At 69.4% G+C, this 20,632-nt stretch carries 17 protein-coding genes; 15 read left to right on the top strand and 2 right to left on the bottom strand.

Annotated elements, in window-relative coordinates; genetic code table 11:
- The first annotated feature begins 7 nt into the window (after positions 1 to 7).
- The gene (locus CNO20_RS20670; RefSeq protein WP_101298107.1) at positions 8 to 646 is read left to right on the top strand and encodes an HAD family hydrolase; all 639 of its coding nucleotides are present in this window, start codon (positions 8 to 10) and stop codon (positions 644 to 646) included.
- Between the two features lie 4 nt (positions 647 to 650).
- Here CNO20_RS20670 and CNO20_RS20665 read toward each other — a convergent pair whose 3' ends face one another.
- Together CNO20_RS20665 and CNO20_RS20660 are read right to left on the bottom strand one after the other, a co-directional pair.
- Entirely contained in the window at positions 651 to 2,984 is a 2,334-nt protein-coding gene (locus CNO20_RS20665) for a DEAD/DEAH box helicase (RefSeq protein ID WP_101298106.1), read from the bottom strand.
- Between the two features lie 132 nt (positions 2,985 to 3,116).
- Entirely contained in the window at positions 3,117 to 4,523 is a 1,407-nt protein-coding gene (locus CNO20_RS20660) for an MATE family efflux transporter (RefSeq protein WP_101298119.1), read from the bottom strand.
- A 408-nt stretch (positions 4,524 to 4,931) separates the two neighbouring features.
- Here CNO20_RS20660 and CNO20_RS20655 point away from each other — a divergent pair, with 408 nt between their 5' ends.
- The 14 genes from CNO20_RS20655 (at position 4,932) to CNO20_RS20590 (ending at position 20,589) form a co-directional block, all read left to right on the top strand.
- Positions 4,932 to 5,345: a hypothetical protein gene (locus CNO20_RS20655; protein ID WP_101298105.1), complete on the top strand. Its 414-nt coding sequence runs from the start codon at positions 4,932 to 4,934 to the stop codon at positions 5,343 to 5,345.
- Between the two features lie 2 nt (positions 5,346 to 5,347).
- On the top strand, positions 5,348 to 6,958 hold the full coding sequence (locus CNO20_RS20650) for an alpha,alpha-trehalose-phosphate synthase (UDP-forming) (RefSeq protein WP_101298104.1): 1,611 nt from the start codon (positions 5,348 to 5,350) through the stop codon (positions 6,956 to 6,958).
- On the top strand, positions 6,948 to 7,844 hold the full coding sequence (otsB, locus tag CNO20_RS20645; protein ID WP_101298103.1) for a trehalose-phosphatase: 897 nt from the start codon (positions 6,948 to 6,950) through the stop codon (positions 7,842 to 7,844). Before CNO20_RS20650 ends, otsB begins: the two co-directional genes overlap by 11 nt.
- Positions 7,845 to 8,024: 180 nt before the next feature.
- Complete coding sequence (gene lipA, locus CNO20_RS20640; protein WP_101298102.1) at positions 8,025 to 8,957, top strand: lipoyl synthase; 933 nt, start codon at positions 8,025 to 8,027, stop codon at positions 8,955 to 8,957.
- 73 nt (positions 8,958 to 9,030) lie between these two features.
- Entirely contained in the window at positions 9,031 to 9,222 is a 192-nt protein-coding gene (locus CNO20_RS20635) for a hypothetical protein (protein ID WP_101298101.1), read from the top strand.
- Between the two features lie 331 nt (positions 9,223 to 9,553).
- Entirely contained in the window at positions 9,554 to 10,657 is a 1,104-nt protein-coding gene (pdhA, locus tag CNO20_RS20630) for a pyruvate dehydrogenase (acetyl-transferring) E1 component subunit alpha (protein ID WP_101298100.1), read from the top strand.
- A gap of 1 nt (position 10,658) precedes the next feature.
- Positions 10,659 to 11,657 (top strand): alpha-ketoacid dehydrogenase subunit beta, encoded by a 999-nt coding sequence (locus tag CNO20_RS20625; RefSeq protein WP_101298099.1) that lies wholly within the window; start codon positions 10,659 to 10,661, stop codon positions 11,655 to 11,657.
- A 3-nt stretch (positions 11,658 to 11,660) separates the two neighbouring features.
- Positions 11,661 to 13,325, top strand: coding sequence for a 2-oxo acid dehydrogenase subunit E2 (locus tag CNO20_RS20620; protein ID WP_101298098.1), 1,665 nt, complete (start codon positions 11,661 to 11,663; stop codon positions 13,323 to 13,325).
- Complete coding sequence (lpdA, locus tag CNO20_RS20615; RefSeq protein ID WP_101298097.1) at positions 13,325 to 14,752, top strand: dihydrolipoyl dehydrogenase; 1,428 nt, start codon at positions 13,325 to 13,327, stop codon at positions 14,750 to 14,752. Before CNO20_RS20620 ends, lpdA begins: the two co-directional genes overlap by 1 nt.
- A 148-nt stretch (positions 14,753 to 14,900) precedes the next feature.
- Complete coding sequence (locus tag CNO20_RS20610; protein WP_101298096.1) at positions 14,901 to 16,031, top strand: inorganic phosphate transporter; 1,131 nt, start codon at positions 14,901 to 14,903, stop codon at positions 16,029 to 16,031.
- Between the two features lie 173 nt (positions 16,032 to 16,204).
- Positions 16,205 to 17,341 carry an inorganic phosphate transporter gene (locus CNO20_RS20605; protein ID WP_101298095.1) on the top strand — a complete coding sequence of 379 codons (1,137 nt, stop codon included), beginning with the start codon at positions 16,205 to 16,207 and terminating at the stop codon, positions 17,339 to 17,341.
- Between the two features lie 132 nt (positions 17,342 to 17,473).
- On the top strand, positions 17,474 to 17,863 hold the full coding sequence (fer, locus tag CNO20_RS20600) for a ferredoxin Fer (protein ID WP_101298094.1): 390 nt from the start codon (positions 17,474 to 17,476) through the stop codon (positions 17,861 to 17,863).
- A gap of 177 nt (positions 17,864 to 18,040) precedes the next feature.
- Entirely contained in the window at positions 18,041 to 19,465 is a 1,425-nt protein-coding gene (locus CNO20_RS20595) for a GntP family permease (protein ID WP_101298093.1), read from the top strand.
- A 68-nt stretch (positions 19,466 to 19,533) separates the two neighbouring features.
- Entirely contained in the window at positions 19,534 to 20,589 is a 1,056-nt protein-coding gene (locus CNO20_RS20590) for an A24 family peptidase (protein ID WP_101298092.1), read from the top strand.
- The last annotated feature ends 43 nt before the right edge of the window (positions 20,590 to 20,632 follow it).

Here is a 20,632-nt window from a genome sequence, read left to right as displayed (position 1 = left end):
CAGCCACATGGACGCAGTGCTCTTCGACATGGACGGCGTCATCGTCAACTCCGAGGACTACTGGCACGAGTTCGAGGAGGCGACGCTCTTTCCCGAAACGCTCGCCGACGCCCGCCCCGACAACGACGAGATAACCGGGATGAACTACCGCGAGATCCACGACTACCTCGACGAGAACTACGAACTCGTCGTCGAGCGCGCCGAGTTCATCGACCTCTACGACCGGACCGCGACGGAGATCTACGGCGAGAAGGTGACGCTCATGGACGGGTTCCCCGACCTCTGCGAGGACCTCCGCGACCGGGGGCGCGCGATCGCGATCGTCTCCTCCGCGCCGCCGGACTGGATCGCGACGGTCGTCGACCGCTTCGACCTCGGGCCGCTCGATCTCGTGCTCAGCGCCGAGGACATCGACGAACCCGGCAAGCCGCAGCCGCACGTCTACGAGCACGCGGCCGCGGAACTCGGCCGCGAACCCGAGGACTGCACCGTCGTGGAGGACTCGACCAACGGCGCGCTGTCGGCGGCGCGCGCCGGTGCTTACGTCGTCGGCTACCGGACGGAGACGAACGCCGGGACGGACCTCTCGGCCGCGGACGTCGTGGTGAACGGACCGGAGGAGCTGCGAGCGGAGCTTCTGGGCTGAGTCGTCACGTCACGGCGACCGTCCTCGACTCGACGAACGGCAGGAGCGGCAGGTCGGGGAACGCGACCTCGACGGCGAACTCCAGTTCGTCCTGCGCGCCGAACACCCCGACCGGGACCGTCGTCGCGTCCGAGAGGTACGTCGTCTTCTCGCTCATCTCCACGCCGTTGACCGTCACGCGAACGCCGGCCCGCGCGCCGCCGCCGACGTTCCGCACCGTCACCTCGCGCATCTCGCTCTCGCCGCGGGCGATCCGGTCGGGGAACGACCCCCACTCGACGGCGATCCGGGGGAGTTCGCGCGCCCGCTCGACGACGCGTTCGGCGACGCCGCGGGACATCCCCGCCCGGACCAGTTCGTCGGCCCCGGCGTCGATCACGTCCGCCGGGGTGGCGAGTCCGCCGGTCGAGAGCGTGCTCGCGCGGCCGGCCCCGATGCCGTCGATCGCGGTCAGCCCGACCGCGTCGCGGCTGACGCCGTGCTCGACGCGGGCTTCGACGCGGCGGGCGAGGTTCGCCGCGCGCGGGCCGGCGAAGCGGTCGAGGAACTCCCGGAGCGCCGCGAGGAGCCGCAGCGCGTTCTGCCGGATGACCCACGCGTCGCTCCGGAGGTCCGCCGGGGTCGATCCCGTCATGCTCGCCCGGAGGATGGCGAGCACCTTCCGGTGGCCGTTCTCGAGGTCGGTCTCCCTCCCGAGCACCGACTCGACGGCGTCCTGCTCGGACTGGCGGGCGGAGACGCTGTCGAACTCCGCCGCGCCCGCGACCGCTTCGAGCACGTCCCCGACGGCGATCCGTTTGCGCTCCGCCAGCGCGTGGAACCGGGCCGCCGTCTCCAGCCGGAGGTAGTACTTCGAGGCGAGGCGGCCGAGCCCGGTGGCGTCGACCCCGAGGTCCGCGTCCGTCTCGACGAACCCGCGGTCGACGAGCGTTTCGAGCGTCTCGCGCACCCGGTCGCGGAGGCCGTCGAAGTCGTAGGCGTCCGGTTCGCTCTTCGCCCGGACGTAGTAGAACGTCGTCTCCAGCCACGACATCACGTCGTCGAGGTCGCGGATGGTCCCCATCGCGATCTCGGCGTTCAGGTGCGAGTCGAGGTCCTCGGCGAGCCGCGACTCGATCTCCGTGCCCTCCCGGAGGAGCCGCCGGTACTTGTCGGCGTCCGCGCGGTCGCAGACGACCCAGCCGTAGCCGACGTCGTCGTAGCCCGGCCGCCCGGCGCGCCCGAGCATCTGCAGCACGTCGAGCGGGCTGATGTCGACGTCGCCCTCCAGCGGATCGTGGTACTTCGTGTCCCGGATGACGACGCAGCGGGCCGGGAGGTTCACGCCCCACGCGAGCGTCGACGTGGAAAAGAGGAGCTGCACCTTGCCCTCGCGGAACCACGCCTCGACCCTGTCGCGGTCGGCTTTCGAGAGCCCGGCGTGGTGGAACGCGACCCCGTCGAGGACGGCCTTCCGGAGGCTGTCGTTCGCCAGCTCCTTCGCCTCGGTGTGGAAGTCGTAGTCGCCGCGGGCGCCGATCGGCACGTCGCGCTCGGCCAGCTCGTCGCGGGCCTTCGCGGCGGCCATGACGGCGTCCTGCCGCGAGGAGACGAACACGAGCGCCTGACCGCCGTCGCGGATGTGCGGCTCCGCGAGGTCCAGCGCCCGGTAGAGGCGGCGGTACTTGTCCGCGAAGGAGTTCTCCCCGTGGCTGTACGTCTTGACGCCCGCGTGGAGGTCGACGGGGCGGTACTCGTCGCCGAAGGCGAACGTGGCCTCCGGCGGCGCGTCGAGCCACTCCGCGACGTCGTCGATGTTCGGCATCGTCGCGGAGAGCGCGACGATCCGGGGGTCGCAGATCCGCCGCAGGCGCGAGACGGTGGCTTCGAGGACGCCCCCGCGCTTTTCGGAGTCGAGGAGGTGGACCTCGTCGATGACGCAGCAGTCGACGTCCGCGATGAACGAGTAGCGGCCCGAGTCGTGCTTGCGCGTCGCGGAGTCGGTCTTCTCGGGGGTCATCACGAGGATGTCCGCGCGCTCGGCGCGGCGCGGGTTGAGATCGCGCTCGCCGGTGACGACGTAGACGGAGTAGCCGAGACTCTCGAACCGCTCCCACTCGCTTTCCTTCTCGTTCGTCAGCGCCCGCATCGGCGCGACGAAGAGCGCCGTGCCGCCGTCCCGGAGACAGCGGCAGATCGCCAGCTCCGCGAGCGCGGTCTTCCCGCTCGCGGTCGGGGCGCTGGCGACGATGTTCTCCCCGCCGTCGAGGACCGCCGGCAGCGCCTCCCGCTGCATCCGGTTGAACTCGTCGAAGCCGAAGGCGTCAGCGAACTCGGGGACGGCCTCTGCCACCTTCATTCGGGTATCACCGTCCGAACCGGATGCGGGGGGGACGCGGTCATCAGGAGCAACCGGGACCTACGGCGCCAAAGGCGTTTCCTTCGCGGACGGCCGGTTCGAGTGGAGCGTCGATCCGACCGATCTCGACGATCAGTCGGCGACCGGGCCGGCCCGCTCGGCGGCGCGTTCGAGCATGCCGTCGCGCGTCGTGTAGTAGTAGTACGCCCCGGCACCGAGCGCCGCCGCGACGTTCGAGAGCGTCACCGCCCAGAACACCGCGACGACGCCGAGTTCGAGCGCGTACGCCCCGACGGCGGCGATCGGCAGTCGGACCACCCAGTACTGGACGAGCGAGACGGCCATGCTCGTCTTCGTCCTGCTCGCGCCGTTGAACCCGGCGAGAAAGAGGTAGGTCGCGCCGATGGCCCAGTAGCCGTACGCGAGGATCTGCAGGTACGAGACGGTGAGCGAGAGGGCCGCCGACCCGACGTCGGGGACGAACAGCCGCGCGAGCGCCTCGGGGACCAACCACTGTACCCCGCCGACGACGGTGAGCGCGCCGGCCGCGAGCGCGACGCCGGTCCACGTGGCGGCGCTCGCCCGGTCGGGTTTGGCCGCACCGAGGTTCTGACCGACGACGCTCTGGGCGGCCTGCTGGAGGCCGGTCGCGGGGATGAACGCGACGCTCGCGACGCGGGCCCCGATCGTGTAGGCGGCGAGGCCCGCCGCGCCGCCGACGGCGGCGACGATGCCGACCATGAGCACGCGGACGCCGTCCTGCGCGACGCGCTGGCCCACGATCGGACCGCCGACGTCGAGAATAGCGCGGTGCGTCTCGACGTCGAAGTCGAGGTCGGCGGCCGAGACGGAGAGGCTGTCGCGCGGGCCGACCGCCATGCCGACCGCGAGGAGGGCCCCGGCGGCCGTCCCGAGCACCGTCGCGAGCGCCGCGCCCCGCACCCCCATCGGTTCGATCGGGCCGTAGCCGAAGATGAGAATCGGATCGAGCGCGACGTTGACGGCGACGGCGACGACCGTGACGTAGAGGGCGGCGCGGGAGTCGCCCCAGCCGATGAACCCGGCTTCGAGAGCGTCGCTGACCCCGGCGAACGGGAGCATGATCGCGAAGGTCGCGAGGTACACCGTCGCCATGTCGGCGATGTCGGGGCCGGCACCGACCGCCCGGACGATGGAACCGGCCCCGAGGAAGGCGACGATCCCGACGGCGACGCCGAAGACGAGCCCCATGGTCGCGCCGTGGACGGCGATCGATCGGGCCCCGTCGGGATCGTTCCCGCCGACCCGCTGTGCGACGAGCACCTGCGTGCCGACGAACGGGGCGAGGGTTGCGAGGACGAGGAGCACGCTCACGATCGGGTAGTTCAGCCCGACCGCCGCGATCGGAGCCGCGGTTCCCGTGAGCCGACCGAGCCAGAAAACGTCGACGACCTGCTGGACCACCTGCGTCAGATTCTGCACGAGGAGTGGAGCCGCAAGGAGGACGAGGGCGCGGGGGATGGGACCTTCGGTGATGTCTTCTTTCGAAAGGTCGAGCATCGATATGATCTCCATAATCGTGTAATACAATAAATGTTTGTCGATGTATATCACACAGCGAAGCGTCGTGGACGGAGAACCGTCCGCGTCGACCGTCAGGTTCGCCGTCCGTCGCCGATTTCGAAGCCGGATCCCGGGCCCGCGACGCCCGACGGCGCGACAGGGCGTGTGCGATTTCGGACAGGTACCGACAAGGCACGGAGATCGAGTCACGGCTCGCCGAGGAGGGCGAGGCTCCGCGAGTTACCGACCGCGTACGGTCTGTCGGGGCAACTCTCCTCACGGCCGCAACGTCATATCGGCCCGAAAGTTCTTCTACCCGGTGATATCCCGGGTTCCAGGTTACAAAGAGGTAGTATATACAAGCACAACCAGGATGCCCGCTTGGGCTGTGGTAAACGATAGCGGATGAACGCAATCACGCAGTTCAATCGCGGTCAGGTGCCGACCGGCTGGGTCGAGGCACCGGCCGACGATGAGGGGGTCCGGTTCCGCCACGGCGACAGCGGGTTCGCCGTCGAAGCGGTGAAGGCGGACGACGGGACTGAGGCACCCAGCTCGGGATGCGTTTGCCGATGGAAGCTCCAGTGCCGGCAGTCCGCCGGGGAGGCGAGAAGCGTCAAGCCGCTCCGACGGGTGGCGACGAGAGAGGAGGCGGTTCGCGCGCTGTACAGCTGGATGGAGCGAATCAACGCGGCGTTCCGGCGCGGCGAGCCGGGCGGGGGCGTGCCGTTCGGGGAACTCGTTGAGATCCTCGAGCGGTCCGACGATCCCGCCCGGCCGGCGGTGGAACAGACACCCGAGCGACGGACGTGTAACTGATTATGTTACCAACACGGTCAAATCAACCTTCGACGGCGGAGCACGACGTTTCGCTCCCCGTCGAAGCCGACGAGGGGAGGGGTGCGGAAAGCGACAGCGAAACCGGCGCGGAGTCGGAGGAATTGGGCGACCTCGTCGTCGTCTCGAACCGGCAGCCGTACAGGCACAACTACGTCGACGAGAGCAACGACATCACGGTCGACCGGCCGGTCGGCGGTCTGACGGCGGGGCTCGACCGCGTCATGCAGCAGATCGACGGCCTCTGGATCGCCTGGGGCGACGCGGACGCCGACCCGGTCGTCGTCGACGCGGAGAACCGGGTCCGGGTACCGCCGGACGACCCCAGCTACACGCTCGAACGCGTGTGGCTCGACGAGCGGGCGATCCAGGACTACTACTACGGCTTCAGCAACCAGGTGCTCTGGCCGCTGTGCCACGACCTGGTCGACAAGATGGAGTACGAGGAGGCGTACTGGGAGCGGTACCGCGACGTCAACGAGACGTTCGCCGACGTCGTGGTCGACGCCGCGGGCGACTCCTCGCTCGTCTGGTTTCAGGATTATCACCTCGCGCTCGCCCCGCGGATCGCCCGGTCGGCGCTGCCCGAGAGCACCACGCTGATGCAGTTCTGGCACATCCCGTGGCCGGCGTGGGACACGTTCCGCGTCTGCCCGCGGCGGCGCGAGCTGATCGAGGGATTGCTGGCGAACGATCTCCTCGGGTTCCACATCGAGCGGTACCGCGAGAACTTCCTCCAGAGCGTCGACGCCTGTCTCGACGGCGCGACGGTCGATTTCGACGCCGGAGAGGTCACCTACGACGGTCACACGACGGTCGTCGAGGCGTTCCCGATGGGCGTCGACGCCGACCGCATCGCGCGGCTGAGCGCCGAGGCCGACGAGGCGTTCTGGTCGTCGTTCAAAGAGCGGTTCGGCATCCCGTCCGACGCGCAGGTCGCGGTCGGCGTCGATCGGCTCGACTACACGAAGGGGATCCCGGAGCGGCTCGACGCGCTCGCCCAGTTCTGGGAGACGCACCCCGAGCGGCGCGGGACGTTCACCTACGTCCAGCGGGCGAGCGAAAGCCGGTCGGCGATCCCGGCGTACCAGCAACTCGGACGGGAGGTCGAGGCGCGGGTCGCCGAGATCAACGACCGGTTCGGGACGGACGACTGGCGACCGGTCGTCTACATCGACGAACACCTCGACGACGAGGAGCTGTACGGCATGTACCGGCACAGCGACCTCGCCCTCGTCAGCCCCATCCGCGACGGGATGAACCTCGTCGCCAAGGAGTACGTCGCGGCGCAGATCGACGAGGACGGCGTGCTGCTCCTGAGCACCCTCGCCGGCGCGGACGAGGAGCTCGGCGAGGACGCGATGACGGTCGAACCGTACGACACCGAGTCGTTCGCCGACGCGATAGAGACGGCGCTGGAGATGCCCGTCGAGGAGCGGCGGCGGCGAATGCAGACGCTGCGGGAGAGCGTCGCCGCGAACGACCTCGACGACTGGATCAGGACCGTCCTGAACCGCGCGCAGTCGGTGGGAGCCGGCGGTTCAGGGGCCTCGGAGAGCGCCAGCAGCGGCGAGGGGGGCGCGGATGGGTACTGAGAGCGAGAGCGCCGAAGGGACAGAGGGGGACAGATCCCTCCCCAGCGCGCTCGCCGCGCTCGCCGAGCGGCTGCCCCGTCACGACGAACTGCTCCTCTGCACCGACTTCGACGGGACCCTCGCGCCGATCGTCGAGGATCCCGACGCCGCGGAGACGACCGACGAGATCCGCGGACTGCTCCGACGGCTCGCCGACGACGACCGCGTCACGGTCGCGGTGATAAGCGGACGGGAGCTGACCGACGTGGCGGAGCGGGTCGGCGTGGACGGCCTGACCTACGCCGGTAACCACGGCCTGGAACAGCTCCGGCGGGGGGAGCGGACCGTCCACCCGCGCGCCGAGGAGTACGCGGACGACGTCGAGCGCGTCTGCGCCACGTTCGACGGGGCGTTCGCGGCGGAGAACGACCTGCTCGTCGAGAACAAGGGACTGTCGGCGACGGTCCACTTCCAGGGCGGCGACGAGCGTCGGACCGACGCGCTCAGGGAGACGATGGACACGATCGTCGACTGGCTCAGCGACGGGCGTCTCCACACGGAGTCGGCGAAGGACGCGATAGAGATCCACCCGGAGATCGAGTGGGACAAGGGCGAGCGGATCGCGGCCCTGTTCGAGGAGCGCTGCGACCGCTGTCTGCCGGTGTTCCTCGGCGACGACCGGACCGACGAGGCGGGCTTCCGGGCGGTCGAGCGGCGGGGCGGCGTCGGGGTCTACGTCGGCACCGACGGCGAGACCGACGCCGCCGAGAGCGTCGCCGACCCGACCGAGGTGGCGGCCGTCCTCCGGTGGCTCGCGACGACCGGGACGGAGAAGCTCGGCGGCGATGCGAGCGTCGCCGGCGGACCGGACCGCGACGCGGACGTCGAGAACGAAAACGCGGCGTGACGGTCGACGGTGGATCGGCGGAATCGCGCGGCGTCCTCACTGACCGCCGCGCGACGCGTGTCGCGGCGTTCCCGCCGACCGTCACGCTGCGCGGTCACAGGATCCGAGTCGACCTGCCGCCGACGCGACGCCGACGCGACTAATCCTCACGTTTTTGCCTCCGGGGCCGAAGGTGGACGTATGCAGACCAGGCGGAAGCCGGACTGGCTGAAGATGCGGCCGCCGTCGGGCCAGCGGTTCACGGAGATAAAGCGGACGCTCCGCGACCGCGACCTCCACACCGTCTGCGAGGAGGCCAACTGCCCGAACCTGGGCGAGTGCTGGAGCGGGCGGAACGGACCGGGGACCGCGACGTTCATGCTGATGGGCGACCGGTGCTCCCGCGGGTGTAACTTCTGCGACGTGCGGACCGGCGGGATGGAGCCGCTCGACCCCGAGGAGCCGGCGAACGTCGCGGAGGCCGTCGCGGAGATCGGCCTGGACTACGTCGTGCTCACGTCCGTCGACCGCGACGACCTCCCCGACCAGGGGGCGGACCACTTCGCGCGGACGATTCGGGAGATCAAAGAGCGGGACCCCGGCGTTCTCGTCGAGGTACTCATCCCCGACTTCCGGGGCGAGGAGGACCTCGTGCGGGAGATCATCGAGGCCGAGCCGGACGTGATCGCGCACAACGTCGAAACCGTCGAGCGCCTCCAGTGGCCCGTGCGCGACCGCCGGGCGGGTTACGAGCAGTCGATCGGCGTGCTCGAACAGGTCGAGCGCGAGTCCGACATCCACACGAAGACGAGCCTGATGCTCGGCCTGGGCGAGTACGAACACGAGATCTACCAGACCCTCTCGGACCTCCGGGAGGCGGACGTGGACATCGTCACCCTCGGGCAGTACCTCCAGCCGTCCCTGTCGCACCTGGACGTGTTCGAGTACGTCCACCCGGACGCCTTCGAGACGTGGCGGCGGGTCGCCGAGGACGAACTGGGCTTCCTCTACTGCGCCTCCGGACCGATGGTCCGCTCGTCGTACAAGGCGGGCGAGCTGTTCGTCGACGCGCTCCTTCGGGAGGGAAAAACCGTAGAGGAGGCGAGAGCGGTCGCAAGAGCGACCGCTCGGTGAGTGGTGACGGCAGGAGCCGCGAATAGAGCGTTCCGCGCGAACACTCTTGGTCCGTCCGCCCCGATACTCTCGCATGGCAACCGGAACCTCCCTCCTGAAAGGAGGCCTGGCCCTCGTCGCGCTGCTCGTCGTCCTGAGCGTCCTGGGGTTCCTGCTCGGGCTCGTCACCGCGATCGTCAGGGCGGTCGTCAGCCTGCTCGTGCTGGCCGCACTCCTGTACGGCGCGTACTGGCTCGCGACGCGCGGCCGGCGAACCGGGCTGTAGCGGCGCGGCCGCGACGCCGACCGCGCGAGCCGTTATCCGAGCCCGCCGCGAGCGTGCCTGGGACGGGCGTCAGGGCCGCCGGAGACGACGGCCGCGCGGACCCGATCGGGACGAAAGTTGTTCACATTCGTTCAGTATGAACCCCCTACTCGGGGATTGTCGGGGGGATCCCCCTATTTCTCGCGTTATTTTTTGAAATTCGTGAATTTAGTTCGGATAGGCCACGTACTCGTGCGAATCCTTGGCAAGATTTCCAACTATAGTAAATTATTTACGAAAACCCTATAACTCGGGCGGGAGACGTTTTGTGCATGTACAGGTGGGTTCGACCGTGAGCACGCTACAGCACGACCCCCGGGACCAGGTCCGGGTACTCGACGAGGACGGCGAGGTCGTCGGCGAGATCCCCGACCTGTCCGACGGGGAGCTGGTCGAGATGTACAGACAGATGCGGCTGGCCCGCCACTTCGACAAGCGGGCCGTGAGCCTCCAGCGGCAGGGGCGGATGGGGACGTACCCGCCGCTGTCGGGGCAGGAGGGGGCGCAGATCGGCAGCGCCTACGCGCTCGACGAGGACGACTGGCTGTTCCCCAGCTACCGCGAACACGGCGCGGGCGTCGTCCGCGGCCTGCCGCTGAAGCAGACGCTCCTCTACTGGATGGGACACGAAGACGGGAACAAGATGGACGAGGGGGTGAACATCTTCCCCGTCGCCGTGCCGATTTCGACGCAGATCCTCCACGCCACGGGGGCCGCGTGGGCGTCGAAGCTCAAGGGCGAGAACAGGGCCTTCATCTGCTACTTCGGCGACGGCGGCACGAGCGAGGGCGACTTCCACGAGGGGTTGAACTTCGCGGGGGTGTTCGACACGCCGAACGTCTTCTTCTGCAACAACAACCAGTGGGCGATCTCGGTGCCCCGCGAGCGCCAGACCGCGAGCGAGACGATCGCCCAGAAGGCGATCGCGTACGGGTTCGACGGCGTCCAGGTCGACGGCATGGATCCGCTGGCCGTCTACGCGGTGACCCGCGCGGCCGTCGAGAAGGCGAAGAACCCCGAGGAGGGGCAGCGCCGGCCGACGCTCGTCGAGGCCGTGCAGTACCGCTTCGGCGCGCACACGACCGCCGACGACCCGACCGTGTACCGCGACGCCGAGGAGGTCGAGCGCTGGAAGGCGAAGGACCCGATCCCCCGGCTGGAGAAGTTCCTCCGGAACACCGGCAGGCTCGACGACGAAGCCGTCGACGGCATCCGCCAGTCCGTCGAGGACGAGGTCGCGGAGGCGATCCGGGAGGCGGAGGCGGTCGAGCGGCCCGAGCCGAGCGAGATGTTCGAGCACGTCTACGAGTCGCTGCCCGAGGACCTCCGGGAACAGCGGGCCTCCCTCGAAGCGCTCAGAGAACAGTACGGCGACGAAGCATTCCTGAGGGAGTAAAATGGCGACGCAACAGACGACGACGCAGAACCTGACGCTGGTACAGGCGGTCCGCGACGGCCTCTACACCGAGATGAGTCGCGACTCGGACGTGCTCGTCCTCGGCGAGGACGTCGGCAAGAACGGCGGCGTCTTCCGCGCCACCGAGGGGCTGTACGACGAGTTCGGACCCGACCGCGTCATCGACACGCCGCTGGCCGAGTCGGGCATCGTCGGCACCGCGATCGGGATGGCCGCCTACGGGCTCAAGCCGGTCCCCGAGATCCAGTTCATGGGGTTCATCTACCCCGCGTTCGACCAGATCGTCAGCCACGCCGCCCGCCTCCGGACGAGGAGCCGCGGCCGGTTCACCTGCCCGCTGGTCGTCCGCGCGCCCTACGGCGGCGGGATTCGGGCCCCGGAGCACCACTCCGAGTCCAAGGAGGCGTTCTTCGCCCACGAGCCGGGGCTGAAGGTCGTCATCCCCAGCACGCCCCACGACACCAAGGGGCTGCTCATTTCGGCCATTCGCGACCCCGACCCGGTCGTCTTCCTCGAACCCAAGCTGATCTACCGCGCCTTCCGCGGCGACGTCCCCGAGGACGACTACACGGTCCCGATCGGCGAGGCCGCGGTTCGCCGCGAGGGGACGGACATCTCCGTGTTCACGTGGGGCGCGATGACCCGACCGACGCTCGAAGCCGCGGAGAACCTGGCGGAGGCGGGCGTCGACTGCGAGGTGGTCGACCTGCGGACGATGTCGCCGCTCGACCGCGAGACGATCGTGGAGTCGTTCAAGAAGACGGGACGGGCGGCCGTCGTGCACGAAGCGCCGAAGACCGGCGGGCTCGGCGGCGAGATCGCCTCGATCATCCAGGAGGAGGCGCTCCTGTACCAGGAAGCGCCGGTCGAACGGATCGCGGGCTTCGACACCCCTTTCCCGCTGTACGCGCTCGAAGACTACTACCTCCCGTCGGTCGCGCGGGTCGAAGAAGGTATCCGGAACGCGGTGGAGTTCTAGACGATGGCGACGAAGGAATTCAAACTGCCGGACGTCGGCGAGGGCGTCGCGGAGGGCGAGCTCGTCTCGTGGCTCGTCGAGCCCGGCGACGCGGTCACCGAAGACCAAGCGGTCGCCGAGGTCGAGACGGACAAGGCGCTCGTCGAGGTCCCCTCGCCGTACAACGGGACGGTGAAGGAGTTGCGCGCCGAGGAGGGCGAGATGGTTCCCGTCGGCGAGGTCATCATCACCTTCGAAGTGGAGGGCGAGGAGGACGAAGCGGCGAGCGCCGAGTCGCAGGAGCGAGCCGAGGAGCCGGCCGAGTTGGCCGACGCCGAAGAGGGCGGGGCCGCAGAGGGCGGAGGAGCCGAGACCGAAGAGGAGACCGCCACGGCCGAGACCGAGGAGGTCGAGACGCCCGGCGGCCGCGTCTTCGCGGCTCCGAGCGCCCGGCGACTCGCCCGGGAGCTGGGCATCGACATCGCCGGCGTCGAGGGCAGCGGCCCCGGCGGCAGGGTGACCGACGCCGACGTCCGCGCGGCCGCGGAGGAAGGCGGCGCAGCCGGAGCCGAGGGGGAAACTGCGGGGCCGCGGGCCGTCGACGTCGGCGGCCAGTCGGCCGTCACGGAGCGCGCCCAGTCGCGCGACGGCGAGGGGACGACCGGTCCCGCGCCCGAGGCCGCCGGCCGCGATCGGACGCTCGCCGCGCCCGCGACCCGGCGGCTCGCCGAGGAGCGCGGCATCGACATCAACGACGTGCCGGCGACCGAGGAGCGCGACGGACAGCCGTTCGTCACGCCGGAGGCCGTGGCGGAGTACGCCGAGGCCCAGCGGGCGGCCCGCGAGGCGGAGGTCGAAGCCGAGGCCGAGGCGGGTGCGGCGGCCGAGACAGCCGAAGCCGTCGAAGCGCCGGAGCCGGAACCCGCGGCCGAAGGCGAGGTCGAGCGCGTCCCCTACCGCGGGGTCCGGCGCACCATCGGACAGCAGATGGAGCGGTCGAAGTACACCGCGCCGCACGTCACGCACCACGACACGGTCGTCATCGACGAGCTGGTCGAGCTGCGCGACGAGTTCAAGGAGCTCGCCGCTGAGCGCGGCGTGAAGCTCACGTACATGCCGTTCGTGATGAAGGCGCTCGTCGCGGCGCTGAAGGAGTTCCCGGAGCTCAACTCGACGCTCGACGAGGAGAGCGGGGACGAGGCGGCGGTCGTGCTCAAGAAGTACTACAACATCGGCATCGCCGTGGCGACCGACGCCGGGCTGATGGTGCCGGTCGTGCGGGACGTGGACAAGAAGTCCGTCCTCCAGCTGGCCCGCGAGGTGAACGACCTCGCCTCCCGCGCCCGCGAGCGGAAGGTCACCCGCGAGGAGATGCAGGGCGGGACGTTCACGATCACGAACTTCGGCGCGATCGGCGGCGAGTACGCCACGCCGATCATCAACTACCCCGAGACGGCGATCATGGGTCTCGGCGCGATCGAGAAGCGTCCCGTCGTGGAAGAACGCGAGATTTCGGAGGAATCTCGTGACGCGAACGGTGAAACCGTGAGCGACGTCGTCGTCGCCCGCGAGACGCTACCGATGTCGCTGTCGATCGACCACCGCGTCATCGACGGCGCGAACGCCGCCGCGTTCACGAACCGCGTGATGGAACATCTGCGGAACCCGAAGCTGCTGCTGCTCGAATAATGGTCGTCGGAGACATCTCAACCGGAACGGAGGTACTGGTCATCGGCGCGGGGCCGGGCGGCTACGTCGCCGCCATCCGCGCCGCACAGCGCGGGCTGGACACCACGCTCGTCGAGAAGGACGCCTACGGCGGCGTCTGTCTGAACCGCGGGTGCATCCCGTCGAAGGCGTACATCACGGCCGCGAACCTCGCCTACGAGGCGGGCCACGCCGAGGAGATGGGGATCCACGCCGACCCCGCCGTCGACATGTCGGGGATGCTGGAGTGGAAAAACGGCGTCGTCGACCGGCTGACGGGCGGCGTCGAGAAGCTCTGCAAGGCTAACGGCGTGAACCTCGTCGAGGGGACCGCGACGTTCGCGGACGAAAATCGCGTCCGCGTCGCCCACGGCGGCGACGGGCAGGGGTCGGAGACGATCGAGTTCGAACACTGCATCATCGCGACCGGGAGCCGGACGGTCCAGATCCCCAACTTCGACTACGCGGACGAGCCGATCATCGGCTCGAAGGAGGCGCTGGAGCTGGACGCGATCCCCGACCGCCTCGTCGTCGTCGGCGCGGGCTACATCGGGATGGAACTGTCGACCGTCTTCGCGAAGCTCGGCGCGGACGTGACGGTCGTCGAGATGCTCGACGACGCGCTGCCGGGCTACGAGGACGACGTCACCCGCGTCGTGAAGCGGAAGGCGAAGAACCTCGGCATCGAGTTCAACTTCGGCGAGGCGGCGAAGGAGTGGCGCGAGGCGGGCGACGGCGGCGTGCAGGTCGTCACCGAGGACGAGGACGGCGAGGAGTCGGTCTACCCGGCGGACAGGGTGCTCGTCGCCGTCGGCCGGCAGCCGGTCACCGACACGCTCGAACTGGAGAACGCGGGGCTGGAGCCGAACGAGGGCGGGTTCCTCGAAACGGACGACCGCGCCCGGACGGAGAAGGAGCACATCTTCGCCGTCGGGGACGTGGCGGGCGAGCCGATGCTGGCGCACAAAGCCTCGAAGGAGGGCATCGTCGCCGCGGAGGTCATCGCGGGCGAACCGGCGGCGCTGGACTACCAGGCCGTCCCCGCGGCGGTGTTCACGGATCCCGAGATCGGCACCGTCGGCATGACCGAGGCGGAGGCCGAGGAGGCGGGCTTCAACCCGGTCGTCGGCCAGATGCCGTTCAACGCCAGCGGGCGCGCGCTGACGACGAACCACACGGAGGGATTCGTCCGCGTCGTCGCGGACGACGACGCCGGGTTCCTGCTCGGCGCGCAGATCGTCGGCCCCGAGGCCTCCGAACTCGTCGCCGAGGTCGCGCTCGCCATCGAGATGGGCGCGACGCTCGAAGACGTGGCCGCGACGATCCACACCCACCCGACGCTCGCGGAGGCGGTGATGGAGGCCGCCGAGAACGCGCGGGGAGAGGCGATTCACACCCTGAATCGCTGAATCCGATGGCCACCGCGGCCCGGCGAACTCGGCGAGGGGCGGCCGCCCGCGCTCGTGTCCGGCAGTCTCATCGTGTCCGGCAGTCTCACCTGCATCGGCAGCCCGACGGCCGAATTCTCTTATACGAAGGCGCGAACACTCACAGACAGTGAACGAAATCCTCCTCGCCGTCGGCCTCGGCGTCGCCGTCTTCGTCGGGTTCAACATCGGCGGCTCCAACACGGGCGTCGCGTTCGGCCCCGCCGTCGGTAGCGGCGCCGTCTCGAAGCTCGGAGCGGGCGTCCTGATGTCGGGCTTCGCCCTGCTCGGCGGCTGGACGGTCGGGCGGCGGGTCGTCGACACGCTCGGTTCGGAGCTCGTGAGCGGCGATCCGTTCACGCTCGCCGCCACCATCGCGGTCCTGTTCTTCATCGGGGCCGCGCTGTTCGTCTCGAACGTGTTCGGGGTGCCAGCCTCCACGTCGATGACCGCCGTCGGCGCCATCGCCGGCCTCGGGCTGGCGACGGGGCGGCTGAACACGGGCGTCATCATGGAGATCGTCTCGTGGTGGCTCGTCTCGCCCGTGATCGGCTTCTGGGTCAGCGCGGTGGTCGGCCGGTACGGCTACGACTGGCTGGCCGAGCGCATCGCCGTCAGCCGGAGCGAGGGGCCGCTCGTCGAGTTCGATCCCCTCCCGCGGCTGGGGCCGGAGACGACGCCGCGGGAGTTCGGCGGGACGCTCCTGGTGATCGGGATCGCCTGTTACATGGGATTCAGCGCCGGCGCGTCGAACGTGGCGAACGCGGTCGCGCCGCTCGTCGGCAACGGCGCGGTCACGATGAACCAGGGCATTCTGCTCGCCGCCGGCGCGATGGGCCTCGGGGCGTTCACCATCGCCCGCCGCACGCTGGAGACGATGGGCAACGACCTGACCGAGCTTCCCCTCGTCGCCGCGCTCGTGATCGCCACGGTGAGCGCCTCCCTGGTGACGGTCCTGTCGGCGCTCGGCATCCCGGCGAGCTTCGTCGTCATCGCGACGATGAGCATCGTCGGCCTCGGCTGGGGCCGGGCGACGATCGCCGAGGACCCGTTCGACCCGCTCGACGCCGACTCGGCGGCGGACGCGGAGATCGCCGCGACGCCCATCGAGGAAACCGGAACGGACGAGGCCGAACCGCAGACGGCGGCCGAGCTCTACCGTCCGGCGACGACCGCCCGCGTGATCGTGCTCCAGAACCTCGTCCCAGTCATCGCGACCGTCGTAGCGTACCTCGTGTTCCGGTACACTCCCCCCGCGTGATCCGACCGAAGGTGCGATCCAGGTCGAAGCGCCGATTCGGCCGCCCCTCGAACTGGCGGGCGAGGCGGACGTCCTCAGAGTGAGGGCGTTCGAGACGGGACACCCGCGACGACGGGGGGAATACGTCGGTGAAGATGGAACAAAATAAGGGCCGCCGACCGCGAGTAACGGACGTGTTTTCGATTCTGCTCGCGCTCGGGTTGCTCGTCGCTATCTTCGTCGGGTTCAACATCGGCGGCTCGTCGACCGGCGTCGCGTTCGGCCCCGCCGTCGGCAGCGACACCCTCTCGAAGCTCGCCGCGGCGGCGCTGATGACTGGATTCGCCCTGCTCGGCGGGTGGACCGTCGGCCGGAACGTCATCCGAACGATGGGGGGCGAGATCGTCCCGAAGGACCAGTTCACGCTCGCGGCGAGCGTCGGCGTGCTCTTTTTCGTCGGCCTCGCACTCCTCGTCTCGAACGTGTTCGGGGTGCCAGCCTCCACGTCGATGACCGCCGTCGGCGCCATCGCCGGCCTCGGCGTCGCGACCGGGACGCTCGACGAGGGCGTCATGCTCAGGATCGTCTCGTGGTGGATCGTTGCCCCCATCCTCGCGTTCTGGATCTGCGCGGTGATCGGTCGGTACGTCTACCCGTACCTCGACGCGCGGTTCGCCATCGACCGCACGCGGGGCCCGCTCGTCCAGTTCAACCCCCACCCCCGGCTGGGACCGGAGACGACGCCGCGGGAGTTCGGCGGGACGCTCCTGGTGGTGGGAATCGGGTGTTACATGGCGTTTTCTGCGGGCGCGTCGAACGTGGCGAACGCGGTCGCGCCGCTCGTCGGCAACGGCGCGCTCAGCGTGGAGGCGGGGGTGCTGCTCGCGGCGGCCGCCATCGGGGTCGGCGCGTTCACCATCGCCCGGCGCACGCTCGACACCGTCGGCAACGACCTCACGGACCTGCCGATCCTCGCGGCGCTCATCGTCGAGGTGGTGAGCGCGAGCCTCATCACCTTCCTCTCGTACATCGGCATCCCCGCCAGCCTCGCGGTTAGCGCGACCATGTGCATCGTCGGCCTCGGCTGGGGCCGGGCGACGAGAACCGTCACCCTCGGCGACGCGGTGCGGGGGAAGGAGCCCGAGGTCTCGGTGAACGCGCTGACGGCGGAGACGGACGAGGTGAGGCCCGTGGGGGAGGAAGAGCGGGACCTCCTCGCGAACGACCTGTTCGATCCGGGGACGACCGGGCGGGTCATCTTCTTCTGGATCCTGACGCCCTCGCTGTCGGCGATCACCTCGTATCTCCTGTTCAGCCTGACCCCGATCTAATCGGACCAGTCCGCGCGGCGAACATCGAACCCCGCTCGCGCGCGAGCGGCGCGGCGATAGACGGTGTCGACGGGACGCGTCGTCCCGCGTGAACAGCAAAGTCTAATGGGGTGGCCCCCGAACCGCATGCTGATGCCCACGGTAGAATACCTCAATTACGAAGTACTCGACGACCAGGGTTGGGATCTCGACGACGACGACCTCTTCGATCAGGCTGCCGACGCGGGTCTGGACGACGAGGATTACGGTTCGCTCGACGTGAACGAGGGCGAGTACATCCTCGAAGCAGCGGAGGCGCAGGGCTACGACTGGCCCTTTTCTTGCCGGGCCGGCGCCTGCGCGAACTGCGCGGCCATCCTGAAGGAGGGCGAGATCGAGATGGACATGCAGCAGATCCTCTCCGACGAGGAGGTCAACGAGAAGAACGTCCGTCTCACCTGCATCGGCAGCCCGGCGGCCGACGAGGTCAAGATCGTCTACAACGCGAAGCACCTCGACTACCTGCAGAACCGCGTCATCTAAGCTCCGAAGCTTCGCCTCGTCCCGGTTTTTATCGGATTCCGACTGTCCACCGCCGAACCCGCGGGATCGGAGTCACTCGTTCGCCGTTTACAAAATTTTAATATACTTTTGTTATATTCTATATAACGATTTACCAAATTATAAGTGTCGGCGTTAGTAGATCCACGTAGGATGACAATGACAGACGTGCACGCACCGACGGCGATCCTCCAGGGCGGACTGCTCGATACGCACAGTCCGCTGCTCGCGTTCGTCGTGGGACTCGTCGCGGTCATACTGCTCCTGGTGTACTGGGATCTACCAGCGTTCATCGGACTGGTCATCGCGGCGCTCGTCGTCGGCCTCGTCGCGCCGCAGCTCGCGCCGCCGGAGGTCGCGTCCACGCTCGCCGAGGCGTTCGGCGAAGGGATGGCCGGCATCGGTATCCCCATCCTGATGGCCGCGGTGATCGGGAAGTCGATGATGTCGAGTGGAGCCGCAGAGCGGATCGTCCGCGGCTTCAGGTCCGTCCTCGGGCGCGACAACTCCGAAATCGCCCTGTGGGGGAGCAGTTCGTTCCTGGCGATTCCGGTATTCTTCGACAACGTGTTTTACCTCCTCGCGCCGCTCGCGCGGTCGATGCGCGCGCGGGTCGGACGGGATTACACCCTGTTCATCGTCGCGGTCGGCGCGGGCGCGGCCACCACGCACGTGTTCGTCCCGCCGACACCGGGTCCGCTGGCCGTCGCCAGCGAGATCGGCGTCGGGCTCGGGATGACGATTCTCGTCGGGTTGGTCGTCGCCATCCCCTCGGCGGCGGTGGCCGGGCTCGCCTACGGCCACTGGATCAACAGCCGGCTCGACATCCCGCTGCGCGACTCGATGGACACGAGCGGCGAGGAGCTCGAAGAGATCTCCGAGAAGTCGACCTCCGAGCTTCCGGGGATGTTCGAGGCGTCGCTCCCCATCCTGCTCGCGGTCGCCCTCGTCGCGTCGAACACGGCCGTCGACACGTTCCTCCCCGAGGGCGCGGCGATCGGCACCGTCACGTCGTTCATCGGCGACCCCAACGTCGCGCTCACGGCGGCCGCCATGGCGGCCGCCCTCACCTACCGGCGGATGCGGGCGCTCTCGGACGAGGCGTGGGCCGACGAACTCACCGAGGCGCTGAAGTCCGGCGGCAACATCGCCGCGATCACCGCCGCGGGCGGCGCGTTCGGCGCGATGCTCGCCGAGGCGGGCATCGGCGACTACATCGCCGGCGCGCTCGAAGGCCTCGGCATCGGGCTGCTCGTCACCGCGTGGCTCATCGCCGCCGCGGTTCGCATCGCGCAGGGATCGGCGACGGTCGCCATGCTGACGACGGCGGGTATCATGGCGGGGTCGGGCCTCGTCGCCTCGCTCTCGGTGCACCCCGCCTACCTCGTGATGGCGATCGGCGCGGGCGGCAACATCTGCTCGTGGTACAACGACAGCGGCTTCTGGCTCGTCAAGGAGATCGGCGGCCTGACGCAGGTCGAGACGCTCAAGACGTGGACGGCGCTCACGACTATCATCTCGGTGATGGGACTGCTCACGGTCCTCGCGCTTTCGACCGTCTTCCCCAACGCCATCGTCGGATAGTCCGGATCCGCAGAACGTATCGGAAGGAGAACAAAACACCTAATTTCTCTCGCGCCGGGCGGTGAGTCGTGCTCGGTTCCGTCCCCGACCTGCTCCGGCTGGTCGTCGTGCCGGCGTTCGCGTGGGCCGCCTGGCGCGACCACCGGACGCGGCGGCTCCCGAACCGGCTGTGGTACCCGCTCGTCGGCCTCGGCGTCGCACTCCTCGGCTGGGAGCTGTGGCTCCGCGCGCCGTTCGCGGCGGTCGCGGACCGGCTGTTTCTGATCCGGGTCGTCGTCAGCGTCGGCCTCGTCGTCCCGCTCAGCTACGCCTTCTGGCGGCTCGGCGGCTTCGGCGGCGCGGACGCGAAAGCGCTCATGACCCTCGCCGTCCTGCTCCCGACGTACCCCACGTACTACCTGGAAACGACGGCGCTGCCGCTCGTCGAAACGACCCTCGGCGTCTTTTCGCTGACCGTCCTCTCGAACACCGTGCTCGTCGGGCTGGCGTATCCGGTCGCGCTCACGCTCCGCAACGCGCTCTCCCGCGACGTCGGCCCGGCGATGTTTCTCGCCCGCCGCCTGCCGGCGGCGGCGCTCCCGACGGCCCACGGTCGCCTGTTCGAGACGCGCGAGGGGTTCACCCGCCGCGGACTCGACCTCGACGCCCTGCGGATGTACCTCCGCTGGCGCGGCTCGACGCTCGCGGCGGTGCGAGCCGATCCGACCGGCCACCGCGACCCGGGGAGCATCACCCGGACGTACGATCCGACCGACGGGGCCGTTCACGCCGCGCGGTCCGACGGGGGCGAGGCGCGCGTCCGGACGGCCGACGACGGGGACGGGAGGATCGAAACCGGCGGCGGGAGCGGGCCGGGCGACGAAGGCGAGGCGGCCGGCGGAGATCCGATCGCCGACGCCGACGACCCCTGGGGCGCGGAGGCGTTCCTCGCGTCGATCGACGGGACGGCCTACGGCACGACCCCCGAGACGCTCCGCGAGGGGCTCGAAGTCGTCGCGGCGCGGCGCGAGATCTGGGTCTCGCCGGGGCTGCCGTTCGTCGTCCCGATGTTCCTCGGCCTCCTGCTCGCGTTCACTTACGGCGACCTGCTGTTCGGGGCGCTCTCGGCGCTCGGGATGGTGTGAGAGGCGAACGTCGCGCGACGGTCACAAAGCATATCCGGGCGAG

The organism is Halegenticoccus soli (assembly GCF_002844195.1).
In the GTDB taxonomy this organism is placed as follows: Archaea; Halobacteriota; Halobacteria; order Halobacteriales; family Haloferacaceae; genus Halegenticoccus; species Halegenticoccus soli.
The sequence above is the reverse complement of the archived record's forward strand: the minus strand, read 5'-3'. Positions and strand labels throughout refer to the sequence as shown.

Excerpts from the sequence above, each read along its gene's own strand:
- CNO20_RS20670 (WP_101298107.1), top strand. The coding sequence starts at position 8 with ATGGACGCAGTGCTCTTCGACATGGACGGCGTCATCGTCAACTCCGAG.
- CNO20_RS20665 (WP_101298106.1), bottom strand. The coding sequence starts at position 2,984 with ATGAAGGTGGCAGAGGCCGTCCCCGAGTTCGCTGACGCCTTCGGCTTC.
- CNO20_RS20660 (WP_101298119.1), bottom strand. The coding sequence starts at position 4,523 with ATGCTCGACCTTTCGAAAGAAGACATCACCGAAGGTCCCATCCCCCGC.
- CNO20_RS20655 (WP_101298105.1), top strand. The coding sequence starts at position 4,932 with ATGAACGCAATCACGCAGTTCAATCGCGGTCAGGTGCCGACCGGCTGG.
- CNO20_RS20650 (WP_101298104.1), top strand. The coding sequence starts at position 5,348 with ATGTTACCAACACGGTCAAATCAACCTTCGACGGCGGAGCACGACGTT.
- otsB (WP_101298103.1), top strand. The coding sequence starts at position 6,948 with ATGGGTACTGAGAGCGAGAGCGCCGAAGGGACAGAGGGGGACAGATCC.
- lipA (WP_101298102.1), top strand. The coding sequence starts at position 8,025 with ATGCAGACCAGGCGGAAGCCGGACTGGCTGAAGATGCGGCCGCCGTCG.
- CNO20_RS20635 (WP_101298101.1), top strand. The coding sequence starts at position 9,031 with ATGGCAACCGGAACCTCCCTCCTGAAAGGAGGCCTGGCCCTCGTCGCG.
- CNO20_RS20625 (WP_101298099.1), top strand. The coding sequence starts at position 10,659 with ATGGCGACGCAACAGACGACGACGCAGAACCTGACGCTGGTACAGGCG.
- CNO20_RS20620 (WP_101298098.1), top strand. The coding sequence starts at position 11,661 with ATGGCGACGAAGGAATTCAAACTGCCGGACGTCGGCGAGGGCGTCGCG.
- lpdA (WP_101298097.1), top strand. The coding sequence starts at position 13,325 with ATGGTCGTCGGAGACATCTCAACCGGAACGGAGGTACTGGTCATCGGC.
- fer (WP_101298094.1), top strand. The coding sequence starts at position 17,474 with ATGCCCACGGTAGAATACCTCAATTACGAAGTACTCGACGACCAGGGT.
- CNO20_RS20595 (WP_101298093.1), top strand. The coding sequence starts at position 18,041 with ATGACAGACGTGCACGCACCGACGGCGATCCTCCAGGGCGGACTGCTC.